Genomic DNA, 18,775 nt, shown 5'->3' with positions numbered 1-18,775 from the left:
AATGGAACATAGACGCGTTGTTATCACCGGCTACGGTGCGATTACGCCGTTGGGAAGCTCAGCGGAAGAAAGCTGGAAATCTATTATGGATTACCACACAGGCTATCAGTACGTTGATAAAACGGATGCGAGTATTAACTCGAAATTTTATGGCTTGATTGCGCATGAACCTAAGTTAACGGGGGTTCCTGCTTCTATTCGACGGAAATTACCTCGTTTTGCACGGCTTGGTCTTGCGGCTGCGCAGGAAGCTGTTGCAATGGCATTTAACCAGTCTCTACCTGCCGATATCTACGACCCCCTGAAATGCGGCACGATTGTCGGCACCGGCTGGGGGGGAATTGATGACGCCTACCATAATTATGATGATTATAAACTTGTTGGTGTTGGCTCGCCGTTTAGCTGCTTTCATGCAATGCCAAGCGTCGCAACGGCCGCCTGCAGCATCATGTGGGGATTGAGGGGGTATCAAAATACCCCGATAGCAGCATGTGCCACGGGGAGCATGGCTATTGGCGAGGCTTATGAATTAATTAAAAATGGGCACATGACCATGATGCTTGCCGGTGGAAGTGAATCACTGACATCAAATGCATCGGTGTGGATGATTGATGTGCTTCAGGCGTTAACGCATGAACAACATGATATCCACAAAGCCTCTTGCCCATTCAGTCTTGACCGCTCGGGGTTCGTTTTATCTGAAGGCGCGGCTATCCTGTGTCTGGAGGAGCGCGAATCAGCGCTGGCAAGAGGGGCGACCATACTCGGTGAAATTAAAGGATACGGGAATTTTTCCGATGGAGTTGATTTTACCGCTCCTGCACAGGATAAGCTTTCACGCGTTTCTACTATCAAGAAAGCGTTAGCTGATTCGGGGCTAAGCGCTAATGAAATTGGTTATATAAATGCGCATGGAACATCAACCATGCTCAACGATCTCAATGAAACACAGTCTATTAAAGATGTCTTCGGGCGGTATGCATATGAGATCCCCGTTTCGAGTACAAAATCATACAGCGGGCATCTGATTGCTGCAGCAGGTAGCTTCGAAAGCATTGTCTGTCTGAAGGTGCTGGAAAACAATATCCTGCCGGCAACACGTAATCTGAACCGCCCCGATCCAGAATGTGATCTTGATTTCATTCCAAACCAGCATCGTCAGACTGTTGTAGATAATGTACTGAATCTCAGTTTTGGGTTCGGGGGGACAAATGCTGCTCTGGTCATAGGTCGCTCGTTATGACAGACATGACATATGATGACTTTCACGCAAAGCATTGGGCCAATTTTTCTGGTGATTACAACCCGATACACTTTGATCTACTTGCTGTCGCTAAACTGAATCAAACAGCATTGGTTGCGCATGGCATGCGTGTACTGGCAGATGTACAAAATGAGCTGATTAATCATTCCGGTATTTTTAGCGCAACATATTCTGCTCCGGTAAAGTTCTCAGCCAAATTTGAAAAACCGGTGTCGTGTGGCACGACGTACTCTTTACGCCATAATGATGGAGAAATAAAGACAACCTTCAAATTGATTGATCCCTCTACCGGTATCACACATATTCGTGGATCTATTTCTCAGGCAAATTATCCAACCATCAACGATGTTATCGTTGAAAGGGTTTTGTCGAAGGAATATCAGGATGAGGTTGTTGCACTGTGGCCTGCTGACATAGAACAAAATTATGCCGTTTTTTTATCCTCAGTAATGTTCAGAGAACTATTCAGGGCTAAGGATTTATTTCCTGCTGACTTTTTAAATAAATGTACTCCCGTGCATTCGCTATCAGCACTGTTGTCGCAGGAATACGTATTACAAACGCATTATGATTTCTATTGCCATTCTTCCTTGTTTTACAGAGAGGGACAAAAAATTGAAGGTTTGTGTCTCTCTATTGCAAGGCCATTGATAACCGGTGATGCAGATTACGGCTGGTTAATTCAAGTTCAGGTGGCGGCAAAAGAAAAAGAAAATACACTCATGCAAATGTCGGTGACACTGAAAGTTGCCATTAACTCACAGGGGAAATGAATATGTACACAGAGCTTTATAACGCTATTGCAAGCACTATTGCCGATGCAAAAGATCTTCCTTTAGAAGAGATAAACGAGCAAACGACTATTTCAGAATTAGGTTTAGATAGCCTGGACTATGTAGAGCTGATGGTAATGGTTAAAAAGCAATTTAATATAACTATAAATTTCGAAGCAGCAATGAAATCAACTGACATTACTCTTAAAGAGTTTTGTACATCCGTTTTATCAGCTTAGCATTTCAGGTGATTAATAATGAGTGACTCATGGATCCTTGTTACAGGTGGAAATCGCGGGATTGGTTCAGCCATTGTCAATGAATTACGTAGTGACAATAATATTGTATTCACTTCTCGGTCGACAAAATCCAGCCCGGATGAAAATAATCAGTCCAGTAAGACCTTCATTGAGCATGTGGTTTGCGATAACTGTGATGTTGTGCAGGTGGAAACGGTCGCGAAGGATTTGTTAAATCGATATGGGCCGCCTAAAGCCGTCATACATAATGCCGGGGTCACTCAGGATGAACTGCATATTCGTCAATCGATTGAGCAATGGCGGAATGTGATTGATACAAACCTCAATGCCATTTTTTATTGGAATCAGTATCTCCTGCCTGAAATGATGGCGAATGGCGATGGTGTCATTTTGCTTGTGAGTTCGGTAACGGGAATAAAAGGCAATATTGGTCAAACGGCTTATGGTGCAAGCAAAGCGGCTCATTTTGGGCTGGCCCGGTCACTGGCACTTGAAGTTGCTCGATTTGGTATTCGCGTTAACTGCCTGGCTCCGGGGGTCATAGACAGTGATATGACGCACAACTTATCGCCAGATGCCTTGAAAAAATTACGTTCACAAATCCCGCTGCGCCGGTTTGGCTCTGTGGAAGAGGTGGCAAAGGTTGCACGATTTATGATTAGTGAACCTTGTCAATATATGACAGGCCAAACAATTGTGCTTGATGGCGGAATGACCGCTTAACATTCAGGTATAATTCAAAAATATAGACCAGTTGAGAGCGTGATGCCAGGCTTTGAATTTCTTAGTTTGTTATTGTCAGGTTATGTTCGTGTTTATTACAAGAAAATAACCATTTTTAGAACAATAAAAAGCAAGCTGATAGCTTTATTTTTTAAACATATAGATTATCGATTTTTACTCTGTATTTCGGAAAAATATTGTTTTCTATTTGGTAAGAGTTATGGACTGAATAATAGTTTCAGGCAAACGCATTACAACGTTCTTGGTTTGCAAAGCACCACAACACATTTTTTTTGTGTGATGCGACAAAAAATATTAAAGAATGCGCTGGTTAATGAGAATAAACAACTGCTGGAGCAGTTGGAAGCCTGTGCAGCAAAAATAAGGAGCTATATTGATGCAAATAATATATCTTCTCATCTGATATTTGCGCCATTGCACACCGTCTCGGATATTTTACAGACGGTGATTGCCGCGCAGGTTACGGGAAAGCCGGTGGTCGTTGTCTCTGTGCACAATTCAATGCAAAGTCTCCATGAAAAGCAAAATAATAACTCGCAGGGTATCTCTATTGAACAATTCAACCCTGAAGCAATGGAGGGTAATGAAGGTAATAGTTTGCAGGATATTATTTTTTCCCTGGTAGAGAATCAAAAAAACCTTGTTATCTTTCCTGATGCACTTCCGGAATGTACAACCAGGCTTACAAAGAAAAAAATGAAAACGTTTCCAGTTAGATTGCTGGAGCGAAGTTGTGAGTTGCACTCTGGTCTTCCTGTTTTTAGCCGCCTGCTAAAACAGTCGACGTTATTTTACTGTATCAAGCTGGATGATAAAAATAATTTAAATATAGATATTTTAGATTGCGTTGACCATCGCAAGATCGAAAAGAAAATGCCTGAGTTAGTTGAGCAGGGTATCTGCAGATATAACAATGAATGGACTTTGTGGCACTACACGTCCTTCTTTAGTTATAATTTTTAGGTTTTATTTAATATTATGAAAGACAAATATTATTCTTCTCCTGAAATGGTTTATCAAGGAGAAATATCCGAGTGTGGGCTTGCATGTGCTTGCATGATGCTCAATACCTTAGGTGAAAATACTACATTAAATGACTTACGTGATAAATGGGGTGGCGGTGATGGTACGTCCCTCGATTTATTAGTTACTATACTTAAATCATACGGGTATGAGGCCTTACCGGTTAAATTTGATGTTAGTAGCATTCAATATTTACCCGTTCCATGTATATTGCATTATGGCGGAAATCATTATGTTTATGTATATAGTCATCACGGTGCCTTCTTTCAGGTTTTAAACCCTGCTACTGGCAGGCTAATGATCTCGGCCGAAGAACTTGAATTATCGGCAACGGGGTTTGGCTTGATCATTGATGAATCATTATATAAGGATAAAAAAAGCTCGGGTAAAATTAGAAGTGAAAGTGGGTGGCTAGAAAAACTCTCTTTCCCGGGGATCATGAAAAGATGTTTACTGGCAATATTTTTGTCGCTCTTTTCTTTGATTACGCCGATGCTGTTCTCATTTATATCGAAAGATCAACATTTCTTTGTAGATGAACAGATCAATATTATGTTTATGGGAATGATTCTGCTGTTTTGTCTTATATCATTCCTGCAATACATTAGTAACAAATATGGTTTAAATGCAGCGATAAATGCAGCAACCAAATATAAACCTTCATTGTTTAAGAGGTTATTGAAGAAAGATATTTCTTACTTTGAACGACGATCTTCTGCTGATATTAATCAGCGGATTAATTCCATTGGAATGGCTATTCTGAACAGGGAAAAAATTCTTAATGATAAATATAAGGCACTGACTATAACAGTTATAACTCTATGTATAATGTTATGGCTAAATGTTGTTTTGTCGATCCTTTCAATCGGAACTATGGCAATTTTTGGTTGCGTTAGTTATTACTTTGCAGGTATCAAAAAGTCATTTGCAAAAAGTTTTGAGGAAAGTGTTTCGGATATTGAAACATTTAACCTTGAAACAATAAATGGAATCCAGGCTATTAGATCTGGTGAGCTAAGCACTGGCATTCTTGGAAGGTATAATCATTTACTTGAAGTGTTGTTTCATCGATACAAAAAGGTAAGCTCTACCGATATTAGACAGAATGCAATATTTTCATTTCTGAGTAACATTGATTCAATGTTGTTTTTGTGGATCTCATTCTATAGCATAAGTGAATTACATATATCTTACGGAAATGTGATTGCCTTTTGGTTTTTCAGACGGATTGCGATGGATAGCATCAATCAATTCTATCAATGTTGCGTTGCACAGAAACTGCAAAAGGTTTCTGATGAGCGATTAAAAGATATGTTATCTTACAAAGAAATCGACATTACTCGTCAGCATTCTACAATTAAAGAATCAGTTTGTGTCCAGAATCTACAATTTGGTTATGGACCCGATAGTGCAATTATTAAAAATTTAACTATTGAAATACCGTTGCATTCCAGGACCGCTGTAATAGGAACTTCCGGTGCCGGGAAAAGCACCTTATTGAAATTATTGGCTGGATTATATAAGCCAGAAAACGGTGATTTCATTATAGATGGTCAAAAAATAAATAAAGATGACCTGCATCTTTTTTATTCCAATGTGTATTATCTTCCACAAGGCTCTATCGTATTTAACGGCACGATTTATGATAATATCGTCTGGTATAGTGGTGGAGAGGCTAATGAACGTGATTGCCGCGAAATGTTGAGGAAATTTGGTTTATTGGAGGTAATTACATCTTTGCCTGCAGGGTTGTACACTAAAATATCGCCAGGTAATCCCGTTCTCTCTTCCGGTCAATTACAACGATTGATGCTTTGCAGGGCATTACTTTCATCTAAATCTATTATTTTGCTCGATGAGCCGACCGCTAATCTCGATGAAAAAAGTGCTATGCTGGCATTAGACTCTTTAATGACCAGTGATAAAACGATTGTATTATCTACCCATGACGTTAAAACGTTATCCCTGTTTGATAATGTTATTGACCTGGATAATCATTGACCGTTATGCATGCGGTAACTATCTGAAAAGAAGCTGGCTTATGGCCAGCTTCTTTTTAACTTTTAGGTATTTCAAAAACGGTAATACTTTTCAAGATGTATTATTGGCAAGGAATTAGACCATAGACCAGAGTCAATTGCGGGCCTACAAAAACGCAGGGTTTGTGCTATACAGGGTCTTAGTGTGAGTACCTGGCATAATTGACCCATTCATTTTCAGAAAGCTTCCTGCATACTCATTCTGCCAACGAAGGCGCGCGCTATGCGTAAAGCCCGTTTTACTGAGCATCAGATCATCACTGTGTCCAGGATGGTTGAAGCCGGATGAACAGTGAAAGATGTCTGCCGTGAGGCTGGTCTCTTTGAAACGACGCACTACAGCTCATTGCTATTTCGTGGATATATAACAAAACGGATAACTAAAATACCTGGCTGTAAATGTATCAGACTGAACTGCTATGAATGAAAAAAAACCGCAAACACAGTGTGAATGCGGTTTTTATCGAGGTCTATGGTCTGAAATGAACCACACCATATTGTAATTTGGTCGGCACGAGAGGATTTGAACCTCCGACCCCTGACACCCCATGACAGTGCGCTACCAGGCTGCGCTACGTGCCGACATGTGGCGCTAATACTACCCTTTTCATGGCTGAATGCAAGCTAAGGGCAGACTGAGTGATTCATAATTAATCAATCAGTTAGCGATAAAACGTTTTTCATCCGTCAGAACCTGCAGCAGCAAACTGAGTTGCGGTTTCTGATCGCGAATTTTCTCACCCTGCGCATTCCAGGTCTGGTAATTCCCATTCTGATTCAGCACCAGCGTTATTTCCGGTGTGGTAATCGCCAGCTCGTCGCTATCCGCAGCGGTTACCCAGTTATGACGACGCGTGGCGGTAAACAGATCCTGACCTTGTGAATACTCGCTTGCCGGCGTGCTGACATGCAGCAGACGCTGCATCAGCGTGGTCATAATGTCTTTATGATCCGTTAACTTGCTAACACGTTGCGCAGGCGTTCCCGGCCAGTGCACGACCAGCGGTACATGCAACCGGCTACGTGACCAGTCAAAATGGTTGCCATCTTTGCTTTCCGGAACGCCGTGTCCGGCGGTAATGATCACCACCGTGTTATCAAGCTTACCGGAGGCGCGCAGGGCATCCAGCACCCGTGCAATCTGATCATCGACACTGGCAGCGGCTTTGCCATATTTACGGGCAAAGCCGGGCTGCGACATATCAACAGACGCGGTGCCGTTTAGCGAAATCCACGAGAACCAGCGGTTATCTTCCTGCGCATAATGCCCCAGCCAGCTAATCCACTGGTCGGCGGTTTGCTCATCGCTCTGCACTTTTGCCGCGGGCAACGAAAAATCAGATAACAGTGCCTGGCGATAGAGCGGGCTGCTAAAACCGTCGGAAGAGAACAACCCCAGTTGGTAACCCTGCTGGTTCAAAGCGGTAATAAGCGCCGCCGGAATACGCGCTGACAGCACGCCATCCTGGTAACTTGGCGATATGCCATAAAACAGACCGAAATAGCCGCCATCAGCGCTATTGCCAGAGCTCATATGCTGCGTAAACGTGACGTTTTGCTGGGCGAAGCTCGCCAGTTGCGGCATCTGTTTCTCATAACGTGAGTAGTTGAGACCGTCGACGGTAATCAGCAATACGTTCTGGCCGGACCCCATATCCTGGTAACGCAAATCACTTAGCGGATACTGTACCGATACCGCTTCCGGGTTGCCTTGCTCCACCAGGCGTCGCTGATAATCCTGCGCATCCAATAACCCGTGTTTTTCCAGAAAACGACGTGCGGTCATTGGGTAGGAGAGTGGCAGATTCGCCCGCTGCATGGTGATGGGGCGATAGAAATTGGCGTCGGCCCAAATGTACATCACGTGAGTGGCAATAAAGGCGACGAAGAAAAAAGCGGCCAACGGTTTGGCAAAGTGGCGACGCCGGGTAAGGCTGCGCAGTTTCTGCCAACTCCAGGTCGCAAATAACATCTCAATCAGCAGGATCACCGGCACGCTGATAAACATTAATTGCCAGTCACGCGCGGTTTCATTCTGGTCAGGGTTAATGACCAGTTCCCAGACGATCGGATTGAGATGCAGGTGAAAACGGGTAAAGACTTCGCTGTCTATCAGCAACAGCGTCATGCCGGCGGTCGCCAGCAGCGCTGACAATACGCGCATCAGCCGCTGGGACATCACAATAAATGTCAGTGGAAACAGCACCAGCAGGTAAGTGGCGAAAACCAAAAAACTAAAATGCCCGACCACGCTCAGGTAGGAGTAAATACGTCCGGAGAGGGTGGTCGGCCAGTCGGCAACAAACAGATAACGGCTACCGAGCACGATGGACAACAGAATGTTGAACAACGCGAACCAGTGCCCCCAGCTTACCATCTGGGAGACTTTTTCACGGTAGCGCTGACGATTGGTCACCATAAACTGTCGCTATTTCCCTTAATGCGCCTGGTCGTCGCCGATGGACGATTGTAACGCCTGCGCGAAAGACTTCGCGATAGCCTGACGCTGTGCGGGGGCGACGCTGGTGTTAATCAGGTTCGTCACCATATTGCCCAACACCATCAGGGAGAGATCGGTCGGTGCTTTGTGTTTTTCCAGTACGTTAGCCAGCTCACTCAGAAGCTTTTCAACGTGTTCATCACTGTAGCGGGAGATTTGTGGCATAAATCGAAATCAGTCTGTTCATGAAAGGGCAACATATTACCGTAGCAACAGCTTTTTTTCTGCTTTTTTATCAGCAGTTGCACAGTCGCGTTGGTGGTGGTTGAATACCGCCGGTCTAAAAGGAGAGTTTATCATGAGTCTGGACATCAACCAGATTGCCCTGCACCAGCTTATCAAACGTGATGAGCAAACCCTCGAACTGGTGCTGCGCGATTCTTTGCTGGAACCAACCGCGCCTGTCGAAGAGATGGTCGCTGAGTTGCACCGGGTTTACAGTGCGAAAAATAAAGCCTACGGCCTGTTTAACGATGAGAGCGAGCTGGCGCAAGCGCTGCGTCTGCAGCGCCAGGGCGAAGAGGAATTTCTGGCCTTCAGCCGTGCGGCAACCGGGCGCTTACGTGATGAACTGGCAAAATATCCGTTCGCCGATGGCGGTATTGTGCTTTTCTGCCACTACCGATACCTGGCGGTGGAGTATCTGCTGATCGCCGTGCTGAACAACTTAAGCAGCATGCGCGTTAATGAACATCTGGATATCAGCTCTACACACTATCTGGATATTAATCATGCGGATATCGTTGCACGTATCGATCTCACGGAGTGGGAAACCAATCCAGAGTCGACCCGCTATCTGACATTCCTGAAGGGCCGGGTAGGGCGAAAAGTCGCCGACTTCTTTATGGATTTCCTCGGCGCCAGTGAAGGGCTGAACGCCAAAGCGCAAAACCGCGGGTTGTTGCAAGCGGTGGACGATTTTACCGCTCAGGCGGAGCTGGATAAATCAGAACGCCAGACGGTACGCCAGCAGGTTTACACCTACTGTAATGAGCAGTTGCAGGCGGGCGAAGAGATTGAACTGGCGTCGCTCTCCAAAGAGCTGGCAGGGGTGAGTGAAGTCAGTTTCGAGGAGTTCACCGCAGGTCAGGGCTACGAGCTGGAAGAGAGTTTCCCGGCGGATCGCAGCACGCTGCGTCAGCTGACTAAATATGCCGGTAGCGGCGGTGGCCTGACCATCAATTTCGATGCGTTACTTCTTGGCGAGCGCATTTTCTGGGATCCGGCGACCGATACGCTGACCATTAAAGGCACGCCGCCGAATTTGCGTGACCAGCTGCAACGCCGCTTGACCGGCGGGAAGTGATCCTCTGAACCTGCCCGTGTGGGCAGGTTTTCTGCCATGCGCCCCACGGGAGCCGTTAACCCGGGTATCGATTTCACATGACTGCGCGCGAGCATTGCTCAACCAGCTTAAATGCGAGCTGGCAGTGAAAGAGGATTATTCGCGTATGGGCGGGCCAGCCGCTTATCGATAGCGAGCAGGCATAAAAAAACCCCGCCGGAGCGGGGTTTCTTCAACTTGTCGGCGATTAAGCGCGAACGAAGTCGATGTGAGTCAGTTTGGCTTTGTACGGGTGACGTTGTACAGCCTGAACTTTCACTTTTACTTCTTTGCCATCAACAGCGATGGTCAGAACTTCGCTATAGAACTCAGCTTTCGCCTGCATGTTCCACAGTTTGTCGTGATCCAGTTCGATAGCGATTGGCGCTTCAGTTCCACCGTAAACGATAGCCGGGAACTTGTTCGCTGTGCGCAGGCGGCGGCTCGCACCCTTACCCTGCTCTTTACGTACTTCTGCGTTAATAGTAAACATTTGAATCTCTCTTAAATAATCCTGTTACAGGCGACCCAGCAACAGGCAGATGATCGGCTTTGCGGATGCAAAAGCGGGCGGTATTCTATCCCTGAATGTTCGATACATCAATCAAAAGCGCGTTTATCCCCGTAATTCATGTGCCCGCCGGAAACGGCCTTCATAATCGAACACTTTTTCCCGCACTTGCCAGTACTGGCCTTTCATCCGCGCGACGACGAAATCAGGGTGGCGTAACAACGCCTGCTGCGCCACGATATCCGCCGCGACAATCCAGCGCAGTGGCACGCCTGGCGTGCGAGTGTGGGGGCGAATAAAGAGTTGTTCAAAGGCGGTGCGTTGTGCGGCGGTTTGCAGGCGGAAGCGCTCACTGACATCCGCACCATCTTCATCGTAATAGGTGATTTTCAGCCATTCGCCTTTATCATCCGTGCCCTGTTGCAACGTCATACCACTACAGCGCAGCACCAGCGCATCCTTCAGTTTCAGCGCCGCTTTTAGCATATCGTCCGGGTCGACCAGCACTGTATCGCAGGTGCGACAGCGCCGGGCGGCGATATCATTTTCTGCGTTGCATTGCGGGCAGTTTTTAAAGCGAAAACGAAAATCGCACTGCTCGCGGTGGCCGTCATCATCTTCCAGCCAGCCCTGGCAGCGGCGACCAAAATGTTCAATCAGCGTGCCGTCGGCGGTGGTTTTTCCCCAAAAGGTATTGGCAAAACCGCACGCCGGGCAGAACACTTGCACCGGCACATTATCGCTTTTACCTTTTGGCGCACCGATTTCCGGAGCGTAGAGATCGTGCGGGTTGCCCGCGTAGTCCAGGATCAGGCAGTCGGTTTTTCCTGGCGCGAGGCGCAGGCCGCGGCCAACAATTTGCTGATACAGGCTGACGGATTCGGTCGGGCGCAGAATAGCTATCAAATCCACATGCGGTGCATCAAAGCCGGTTGTCAGTACCGCTACGTTTACCAGAAAGCGAAATTGCTGATTTTTGAAGGCTTCGATTAAGGCATCACGCTGTGGACCGGGAGTTTCACCGGTGATCAGCGCCGCATCATCGGCAGGTAACAAGCCGGTTATCTCGCGCGCGTGTTCGACCGTAGCGGCAAAAATCATCACCCCTTTGCGCGTCTGTGCAAATTCGACAATCTGGCTAACAATGTGCGGCGTAATGCGCTGCTGTTTTTTCAGTTCGCGGTTCAAATCCGCTTCGCTAAAAAGGCCATTACTTTGCGTCTGCAAACGGCTGAAATCGTACTGCACTACCGGCATATCCAGCCGTTCCGGCGGTGTCAGGTAGCCGTGCTTAATCATGTAGCGCAGCGGCAGTTCATAAATGCAGTCGCGAAACAGCGCTTTTTCATCACCGCGCACCATGCCGTGATAATGAAAGCGGTAAATCCAGCCTTTACCGAGGCGAAAAGGTGTCGCCGTCAGGCCCAGCAAACGCAGGTGAGGGTTCACTTCGCGCAAATGGCTGAGGATTTGCTGATACTGGCTGTCATCGTCGTCGCCGATGCGGTGGCACTCATCGACCACCAGCAGGGAAAATTCGCCCTGAAACTGCGCCAGATTACGCGCAACGGACTGAACGCTGCCAAACACCACTTTGCCGTGGCTCTGCTTGCTTTTAAGCCCGGCGGCGAAAATATCGGCCTCCAGCCCAAGCGCGACATATTTCGCGTGGTTTTGCGCTACCAGCTCTTTAACGTGTGCCAGCACCAATACACGCCCGCGCGCCAGCCGCGCCAGTTCGGCGATAACCAGGCTTTTTCCTGCACCGGTGGGCAGCACAATGACCGCAGGTTCGGCATGTTGACGGAAGTGGGCGAGGGTGGCGTCCACGGCTTCGCGTTGATAGGGGCGTAAGGTAAAAGTCATTATCTCGCAGGGGTTACACATTCACACTGCACAGTATGCCACGAATCTTTCCTTTGAGCGGTCTGTGATGCTCGTTATACTGTTTGGGTACTCATTTCTGTTTTCGGGCGCATTGCCCGCACCCAGCACCATACAGGCAAAAAAATTTCATGCGACTTGATAAGTTTATCGCTCAGCAACTCGGCGTCAGCCGCGCTATTGCCGGGCGTGAAATCCGCGGCCAGCGCGTTACGGTCAATGGTGAGATCGTCAGAGATACCGCCTTTAAACTGCAACCCGAACACGAGGTTGAATACGACGGCAATTCCCTCGTTCAGCAAAATGGCCCGCGCTACTTTATGCTGCACAAGCCAGAAGGTTACGTCTGCTCGACGGACGATCCGGATCACCCGACGGTGCTCTATTTCCTCGATGAGCCGGTGGCGCATAAGCTGCATGCGGCGGGGCGCCTGGATATTGATACCACCGGTCTGGTATTGATGACCGACGATGGTCAATGGTCGCACCGCATTACTTCGCCGCGCCATCACTGCGAAAAAACCTATCTGGTGACGCTTGAATCGCCGGTCGCAGATGACACCGCTGAGCAGTTTGCCCGTGGCGTACAGTTGCATAATGAAAAAGATCTCACCAAACCAGCGGTGCTGGAAGTTATCACGCCGACACAAGTGCGTCTGACCATCAGCGAGGGGCGTTACCATCAGGTAAAACGGATGTTCGCTGCCGTTGGCAACCATGTTGTGGGCCTGCACCGTGAACGCATTGGTGCGATTGCGCTTGATGCGGATCTCGAACCGGGCGAATACCGGCCATTAACCGAAGATGAAATTGCCAGCGTTGGCATGCCACCCCGCTAATTCAGGAGATTTACGTGACCCGCAGGCCACACTCATCACTGAGCATTGTGTTTATCCTTGGTCTGTTGGCCATGCTGATGCCGTTATCCATCGATATGTATCTGCCTGCGCTGCCGGTGATTGCCGAACAGTTTGGCGTTCCGGCGGGCAGCGCGCAGATGACGCTGAGTACCTATATTCTGGGCTTTGCGGTCGGTCAGTTGTTATACGGGCCGATGGCCGACAGCATCGGGCGTAAGCCGGTTATTCTCGGCGGCACGCTGGTTTTTGCCGCCGCTGCCGTTGCCTGTGCCCTGGCACAGAGCATTGAGCAGTTGATTACCATGCGCTTTTTTCATGGTCTTGCGGCGGCAGCGGCAAGCGTGGTGATTAACGCGCTGATGCGCGATATTTACCCACGCGAAGAGTTCTCCCGCATGATGTCGTTTGTCATGCTGGTGACCACCATTGCGCCGCTGCTGGCCCCGATGATTGGCGGCGCGGTATTGGTCTGGTTCAACTGGCACGCCATTTTCTGGATCCTGGCGATTGCCGCATTGCTGGTCTCGGCAATGATTGTCTTTTTTATCCGCGAAACGCTTCCGGTTGAAAAACGGCAAAAATTCCATTTCCGCACCACGCTTGGCAACTTCGCGTCGCTGTTTCGCCATAGACGCGTACTGAGCTATATGCTGGCGAGCGGTTTCAGCTTTGCCGGTATGTTCTCTTTTCTCAGCGCCGGGCCGTTTGTCTATATTGAAATTAACCATATCTCACCGCAGGACTTTGGTTACTACTTTGCGCTGAACATTGTGTTCCTGTTTGTGACGACGATGATTAATGGTCGCATCGTTCGCCGTGTTGGTGCCTTAAACATGTTCCGCAGCGGGCTGTGGGTGCAATTTGCCATGGCGTTGTGGATGGTGGTGACGGCGCTGCTGGATGTCGGTTTCTGGTCGCTGGTGCTGGGCGTTGCGGCGTTTGTCGGCTGCGTTGCGCTGGTGGCTTCAAACGCGATGGCGGTGATCCTGGATGAGTTTCCGCACATGGCGGGAACGGCATCATCACTGGCGGGGACGTTCCGTTTTGGCATTGGCGCCATTGTGGGGGCGCTGCTGTCGATGGCGACCTTTAACACCGCCTGGCCGATGATTTGGTCAATTACCTTCTGCGCTACCTGCTCGATTCTCTTCTATCTCTACGCCAGCCGGGCGAAAAAATCGGCATAACCCGCCTGAACAGGGAGCAAAAACGCTCCCTTTTTTGATACATGTCAACCAGAAACAACTTACCTTTACACGCATTTGTTTATTTTATGTAAAATCTATTCGTGTAAAAAGTCACATCATTGTAGTGAAAAAGGTTGAGTTAGATCGCAGAAACGGGTACATATACCCCGAAACCGGGCCTGTCGCTTACCCATAAAATCCTGATAAATGAGTGACTACCCCACACGCCACGCGGGATGCGTTCATTTCTGTGTGGTCGACATGATGAATTGTCAATAGTGTGTTAATATAAGTGTGAAATATTTGTGAAGTAAAAGTACTTCCGGGGAAAGAACGTGAATACATTACAGCTCTCCATCATCCACCGTCTGCCCCAGTCCTATCGCTGGTTAGATGGTTTTGCAGGTGCCAAAGTTGAACCGATTCCGCAAAATGGTCAGGCAGCGGACGACACGCTTGTCGCCTTAAAACTGTTGAGTCCGGATGGCGACAACGCATGGCCCGTCATGCACAAGCTCAGCCAGGCGCTGAGCGATATCGAAGTGAATTGCTCCGTGCTTGAGTGCGAAGGGGAACCGTGCCTGTTCGTCAACTGCGAGGATGAGTTCGCCGCGACGTGCCGCCTGAAAAATTTCGGTGTTGCCATCGCGGAACCCTTCTCAGGACAAAATCCTTTCTGATTTAGCTTAATGCCAGAAGCTGGCGTGTATACGCCTGTGCAGGCGCATCAAACACACGTCGGCACTCTCCTTGTTCCACCACTTCACCCTCTTTCAGCACAATCACTTGATGGCACAAGGTGCGCACAACCTGCAGGTCGTGGCTGATGAAGATGTACGCCAGCCGGTAGGTTTCCTGTAAGGCTTTCAGCAGTGCGAGGATTTGCGCCTGCACCGTGCGATCCAGCGACGATGTCGGCTCATCGAGAATAATCAGCTCAGGCTTGAGGATCAGCGCACGGGCGATAGCGATACGCTGGCGCTGGCCGCCGGAAAACTCACCCGGGAAGCGGTGCCGCGTTTCGGCATCCAGCCCGACTTCACGCATCACCTCGATCACACGTTGTTCGCGTTGTTCACGTGAGAGCTCCGGGTGATGCACCCGCAGCCCCTCTTCGATAATTTGCTGCACATTGAGCCTGGGATTCAGGGCCGAGTTCGGATCCTGAAAGACCACCTGAATACGATGGCGTACCGGCAGCATCTGCTTGCGGTTCCATTGATGCAGCGGTTTATTATCAAACAGGATCGTCCCGCGCGAGGCCACCAGACGCAGCAACGCTAAGCCGGTGGTACTTTTCCCCGAACCGGATTCCCCCACCAGACCGAGCGTTTCACCGGGGCGCAACGTAAAGCTAATGTCCTTCACCACCGTGTTGTTATCCACCACGCGCTTAAAAATCCCTTTGCGGACTGGGAAGCTAACGGCGAGATTTTCAACCCGTAACAAGGGCTGTGCATCAGGATGAAGGGCGACGGGCTCGCCGCTGGGCTCGCTATTGAGCAGCTTTTGCGTATAAGGATGCGCCGGTGCGCTGAACAAGGTCTGTGCACTGTTTTGCTCGACACAGCGGCCGTTTTGCATCACCGCCACATTGTCCGCCAGCTTACGCACAATGCTTAAATCGTGGGTGATAAACAGCAGCCCCATGTTCAGCTCATCGCGCAGCTCGCGCAATAACGTCAGGATTTGCGCCTGCACGGAGACATCAAGTGCGGTCGTCGGCTCATCGGCAATCAGCAGTTCGGGACGCGTGAGCAGCGCCATTGCGATCATCACGCGCTGGCGCTCACCACCGGAAAGCTGATGCGGGAAATCGCTCAATCGTGCGCGGGCGTTGCGGATGCCCACGCGATCCAGGCAATCAAGCATTTCTGCCCGCGCCGCTTCACGCCGCATACCACGATGCAACGAGAGCACTTCATAGAGCTGTTTTTCCAGCGTATGCAGCGGGTTCAGGGAAACCATCGGCTCCTGGAAAATCATGGCGATTTTATTGCCGCGCACGCCGCGCAGGGTTCTTTCGCTGGCATGCAACAACGAGTCGCCATGAAACAGGATATCGCCGGAAGGGTAAACCACCGGCGGTGAGGGAAGCAGGCGCAGGATCGATAACGCGCTAACGCTTTTACCGGAACCGGATTCGCCCACCAGCGCCAGCGTTTCGCCCGCCTCAATCCGCAAGGAGAGGTCATTAACGACAGTATGCAGCGTATCACGCTGGCGAAAGGCAATACTCAGCGCATCGACAGAGAGCAGGGGAGTCGCCATTTTACACCGCCTTATTGGGGTCAAACGCGTCGCGTACGGCTTCGCCAATAAAAATCAGCAGCGAAAGCAGCAGCGCGGTAGAAACAAACGCGGCGATACCCAGCCACGGTGCCTGTAAATTATTTTTGCCCTGCAATAGCAATTCGCCGAGCGACGGTGAACCGAGCGGCAGACCAAAGCCGAGGAAATCGAGCGAGGTGAGCGTGCCGATCGAGCCACAAAGGATAAACGGCAGGAATGTCAGGGTGGCAACCATTGCATTGGGCAGCATATGACGCAGGATAATGCCGCGATCGCCAACACCCATGGCCTGCGCGGCGCGGATATAGTCGAAATTACGCGTACGCAGAAATTCGGCCCGCACGACGCTCACCAGCGTCATCCAGCCGAACACCACCGTGATGCCGAGAAGCCACCAGAAGCCAGGTTGGATCACACTCGAAAGTAAGATGATTAAAAACAGCGTCGGTAATCCTGACCAGACTTCAATAAAGCGCTGTCCGAGTAGATCGATTTTACCGCCGTAATAACCCTGTACCGCACCGGCCAGAATACCGATAACGCTGGAAAAGAGAGTCAGCATTAAACCGAACAGTAGCGAGATGCGCGTGCCGTAAAGGAGTCGCGCCAGCACATCTCCGCCGTTCGCATCGGTACCGAGCCAGTTTTGCGCCGAAGGCGGGGAAGGGAAGGGCTGCGTGGTGGCGTAGTTGATGCTGCGCGCCCCAAAACGCACCGGTGCCCACAGCACCCAGCCGTGCTCTTCAAGCTGCTTTTGCAGCCACGGATCCTGATAATCAGCAGGTGTAGCCAGGGGGCCGCCAAAATCGCTTTCGCTGTAATCTCTCACCACGGGCGCGAACCACTGTCCCTGATAGCGCACCAGCAGAGGCTTATCGTTAGCCACCAGTTCGGCGCACAGACTCAGAATAAAAATCACCAGGAAAATCCACAGCGACCAGTAGCCGCGGCGGTTATGGCGAAAACGCGCCCAGCGCGCCCGATTGATGTAGCTTAATTGAACCATCAGCGCCCCTCGAAATCGATGCGCGGATCCACCAGCGTATAGGTGATATCACTGAGGATATTCAGCAGCAGGCCGATCAAAGAGAAAATATAGAGTGTGCCAAACATTACCGGGTAATCCCGTGAGACGGTGGCTTCATAACCCAACAACCCCAGCCCGTTCAGGGAAAAAATCACCTCAATCAGCAACGAACTGGTAAAAAACATGCTGATAAATGTCGCCGGAAAACCGGCAATAACCAGAAGCATGGCGTTACGAAACACATGTTTGCGCATAATATTGCGCTCACTGACACCTTTGGCGCGCGCGGTTACCACATATTGCTTACGGATCTCATCAAGGAAGGAGTTTTTGGTCAGCATGGTCAGCGCGGCGAAACCACCAATCACTGTTGCCAGCACCGGTAGCGCGATGTGCCACAAGTAGTCGGTGATTTGCTTATACCACGGCAACGTGTCGAAATTGGTCGACACCAGCCCGCGCAGCGGGAAGAAGTCGTAATAGCTGCCTCCCGCGAAGAAAATAATCAACAAGATGGCAAACAGAAACGGTGGAATCGCGTAGCCGACAATAATCAGCGCACTGCTCCAGCTATCAAAGCGGCTACCGTTATAGACCGCTTTGCGAATGCCAAGAGGAATCGACACCAGATAGATAATTAGCGTGCCCCACAGGCCAATGGTCACCGAAACCGGCAGGCTGTCTTTAATCAGTTGCAACACCGACGCGCTGCGAAACAGGCTGTCGCCAAAGTCGAAACGCGCATAATCCCACAGCATTTTGAAATAGCGCTGGTACATCGGTTTATCAAAACCGTAGCGCTTTTTGATCTCTTCAATGACTTGCGGATCAAGGCCGCGACCACCGCGATAGTGGCTGTTATTGCTCAACGCATCGCCGACGCCTGTGCGTGCATGTGTGGCACCCATTCCGCCACCGCCGCTACCGGGGAGGTTGCTTTGGTCGCCATACTCAATAGCCGCAATAGCCTGATCGACCGGGCCGCCGGGAGCAATCTGCACGATAAAAAAGTTAATGGTGATAATTGCCCAAATCGTAGGGATGATCAGCAATAACCGGCGAATGAGATACGCGCCCATCTCTTCTC

The 18,775-nt window shown here is 49.4% G+C and carries 17 protein-coding genes and 1 tRNA gene; 10 read left to right on the top strand and 8 right to left on the bottom strand.

What is annotated here, in order from left to right:
- Window position 1 precedes the first annotated feature (1 nt).
- From RT644_RS08300 to RT644_RS08275, 6 genes are read left to right on the top strand one after another with little or no spacing between them, the layout of a single operon-like run.
- The gene (locus RT644_RS08300) at window positions 2–1,243 is read left to right on the top strand and encodes a beta-ketoacyl-[acyl-carrier-protein] synthase family protein (protein WP_313626352.1); all 1,242 of its coding nucleotides are present in this window, start codon (window positions 2–4) and stop codon (window positions 1,241–1,243) included.
- Complete coding sequence (locus RT644_RS08295) at window positions 1,240–2,037, top strand: MaoC/PaaZ C-terminal domain-containing protein (protein ID WP_313626351.1); 798 nt, start codon at window positions 1,240–1,242, stop codon at window positions 2,035–2,037. Before RT644_RS08300 ends, RT644_RS08295 begins: the two co-directional genes overlap by 4 nt.
- 2 nt (window positions 2,038–2,039) lie before the next feature.
- Window positions 2,040–2,276, top strand: a complete 237-nt coding sequence (locus tag RT644_RS08290; RefSeq protein WP_313626350.1) for an acyl carrier protein — start codon at window positions 2,040–2,042, stop codon at window positions 2,274–2,276.
- Between the two features lie 18 nt (window positions 2,277–2,294).
- The gene (locus RT644_RS08285; RefSeq protein WP_020454480.1) at window positions 2,295–3,020 is read left to right on the top strand and encodes an SDR family oxidoreductase; all 726 of its coding nucleotides are present in this window, start codon (window positions 2,295–2,297) and stop codon (window positions 3,018–3,020) included.
- A gap of 42 nt (window positions 3,021–3,062) precedes the next feature.
- Entirely contained in the window at window positions 3,063–4,004 is a 942-nt protein-coding gene (locus RT644_RS08280; RefSeq protein WP_313626349.1) for a hypothetical protein, read from the top strand.
- Window positions 4,005–4,019: 15 nt separating this feature from the next.
- Window positions 4,020–6,065, top strand: a complete 2,046-nt coding sequence (locus RT644_RS08275; RefSeq protein ID WP_313626348.1) for an ATP-binding cassette domain-containing protein — start codon at window positions 4,020–4,022, stop codon at window positions 6,063–6,065.
- A 543-nt stretch (window positions 6,066–6,608) separates the two neighbouring features.
- Here the strand turns inward: RT644_RS08275 and RT644_RS08270 are convergent.
- From RT644_RS08270 to RT644_RS08260, 3 genes are all read right to left on the bottom strand, one after another.
- A tRNA-Pro gene (locus RT644_RS08270) sits at window positions 6,609–6,685 on the bottom strand.
- Window positions 6,686–6,761: 76 nt separating this feature from the next.
- Window positions 6,762–8,522 (bottom strand): LPS biosynthesis-modulating metalloenzyme YejM, encoded by a 1,761-nt coding sequence (gene yejM, locus RT644_RS08265; protein ID WP_313626347.1) that lies wholly within the window; start codon window positions 8,520–8,522, stop codon window positions 6,762–6,764.
- An 18-nt stretch (window positions 8,523–8,540) separates the two neighbouring features.
- Complete coding sequence (locus RT644_RS08260; RefSeq protein ID WP_017458551.1) at window positions 8,541–8,768, bottom strand: YejL family protein; 228 nt, start codon at window positions 8,766–8,768, stop codon at window positions 8,541–8,543.
- A gap of 133 nt (window positions 8,769–8,901) precedes the next feature.
- Between RT644_RS08260 and yejK the strand changes: the two genes are divergently transcribed.
- Complete coding sequence (yejK, locus tag RT644_RS08255; RefSeq protein ID WP_020454417.1) at window positions 8,902–9,909, top strand: nucleoid-associated protein YejK; 1,008 nt, start codon at window positions 8,902–8,904, stop codon at window positions 9,907–9,909.
- Window positions 9,910–10,135: 226 nt separating this feature from the next.
- Here yejK and rplY read toward each other — a convergent pair whose 3' ends face one another.
- Both rplY and RT644_RS08245 read right to left on the bottom strand, forming a co-directional pair.
- Window positions 10,136–10,420 carry a 50S ribosomal protein L25 gene (rplY, locus tag RT644_RS08250; RefSeq protein ID WP_017458549.1) on the bottom strand — a complete coding sequence of 95 codons (285 nt, stop codon included), beginning with the start codon at window positions 10,418–10,420 and terminating at the stop codon, window positions 10,136–10,138.
- A gap of 123 nt (window positions 10,421–10,543) precedes the next feature.
- Window positions 10,544–12,304 (bottom strand): DEAD/DEAH box helicase, encoded by a 1,761-nt coding sequence (locus RT644_RS08245; RefSeq protein WP_097407137.1) that lies wholly within the window; start codon window positions 12,302–12,304, stop codon window positions 10,544–10,546.
- Between the two features lie 149 nt (window positions 12,305–12,453).
- Here RT644_RS08245 and rsuA point away from each other — a divergent pair, with 149 nt between their 5' ends.
- The 3 genes from rsuA (at window position 12,454) to RT644_RS08230 (ending at window position 15,049) form a co-directional block, all read left to right on the top strand.
- A complete protein-coding gene (rsuA, locus tag RT644_RS08240) occupies window positions 12,454–13,161 on the top strand; it encodes a 16S rRNA pseudouridine(516) synthase RsuA (RefSeq protein ID WP_160269436.1) in 708 nt (235 codons plus the stop codon).
- Between the two features lie 14 nt (window positions 13,162–13,175).
- Window positions 13,176–14,369 (top strand): Bcr/CflA family multidrug efflux MFS transporter, encoded by a 1,194-nt coding sequence (locus tag RT644_RS08235; protein WP_313626346.1) that lies wholly within the window; start codon window positions 13,176–13,178, stop codon window positions 14,367–14,369.
- A 335-nt stretch (window positions 14,370–14,704) separates the two neighbouring features.
- The gene (locus RT644_RS08230; RefSeq protein WP_020454413.1) at window positions 14,705–15,049 is read left to right on the top strand and encodes a YejG family protein; all 345 of its coding nucleotides are present in this window, start codon (window positions 14,705–14,707) and stop codon (window positions 15,047–15,049) included.
- A gap of 1 nt (window position 15,050) precedes the next feature.
- On the opposite strand, the gene yejF is transcribed toward RT644_RS08230, so the two are convergent.
- Genes yejF through RT644_RS08215 form a run of 3 tightly spaced genes read right to left on the bottom strand, consistent with a single transcriptional unit; the run spans window position 15,051 to window position 18,767 of the window.
- Complete coding sequence (yejF, locus tag RT644_RS08225; RefSeq protein WP_313626345.1) at window positions 15,051–16,640, bottom strand: microcin C ABC transporter ATP-binding protein YejF; 1,590 nt, start codon at window positions 16,638–16,640, stop codon at window positions 15,051–15,053.
- Window position 16,641: 1 nt separating this feature from the next.
- Window positions 16,642–17,667: an ABC transporter permease gene (locus RT644_RS08220; RefSeq protein WP_097407140.1), complete on the bottom strand. Its 1,026-nt coding sequence runs from the start codon at window positions 17,665–17,667 to the stop codon at window positions 16,642–16,644.
- Window positions 17,667–18,767, bottom strand: a complete 1,101-nt coding sequence (locus RT644_RS08215; RefSeq protein WP_017458542.1) for a microcin C ABC transporter permease YejB — start codon at window positions 18,765–18,767, stop codon at window positions 17,667–17,669. Before RT644_RS08215 ends, RT644_RS08220 begins: the two co-directional genes overlap by 1 nt.
- Between the last annotated feature and the right edge of the window lie 8 nt (window positions 18,768–18,775).

The sequence above is a fragment of the Kosakonia sp. genome (assembly GCF_032104925.1).
Lineage (GTDB): Bacteria > Pseudomonadota > Gammaproteobacteria > Enterobacterales > Enterobacteriaceae > Kosakonia.
Note: the sequence above shows the minus strand (reverse complement) of the source record. Positions and strands in the feature narration are given on the sequence as shown.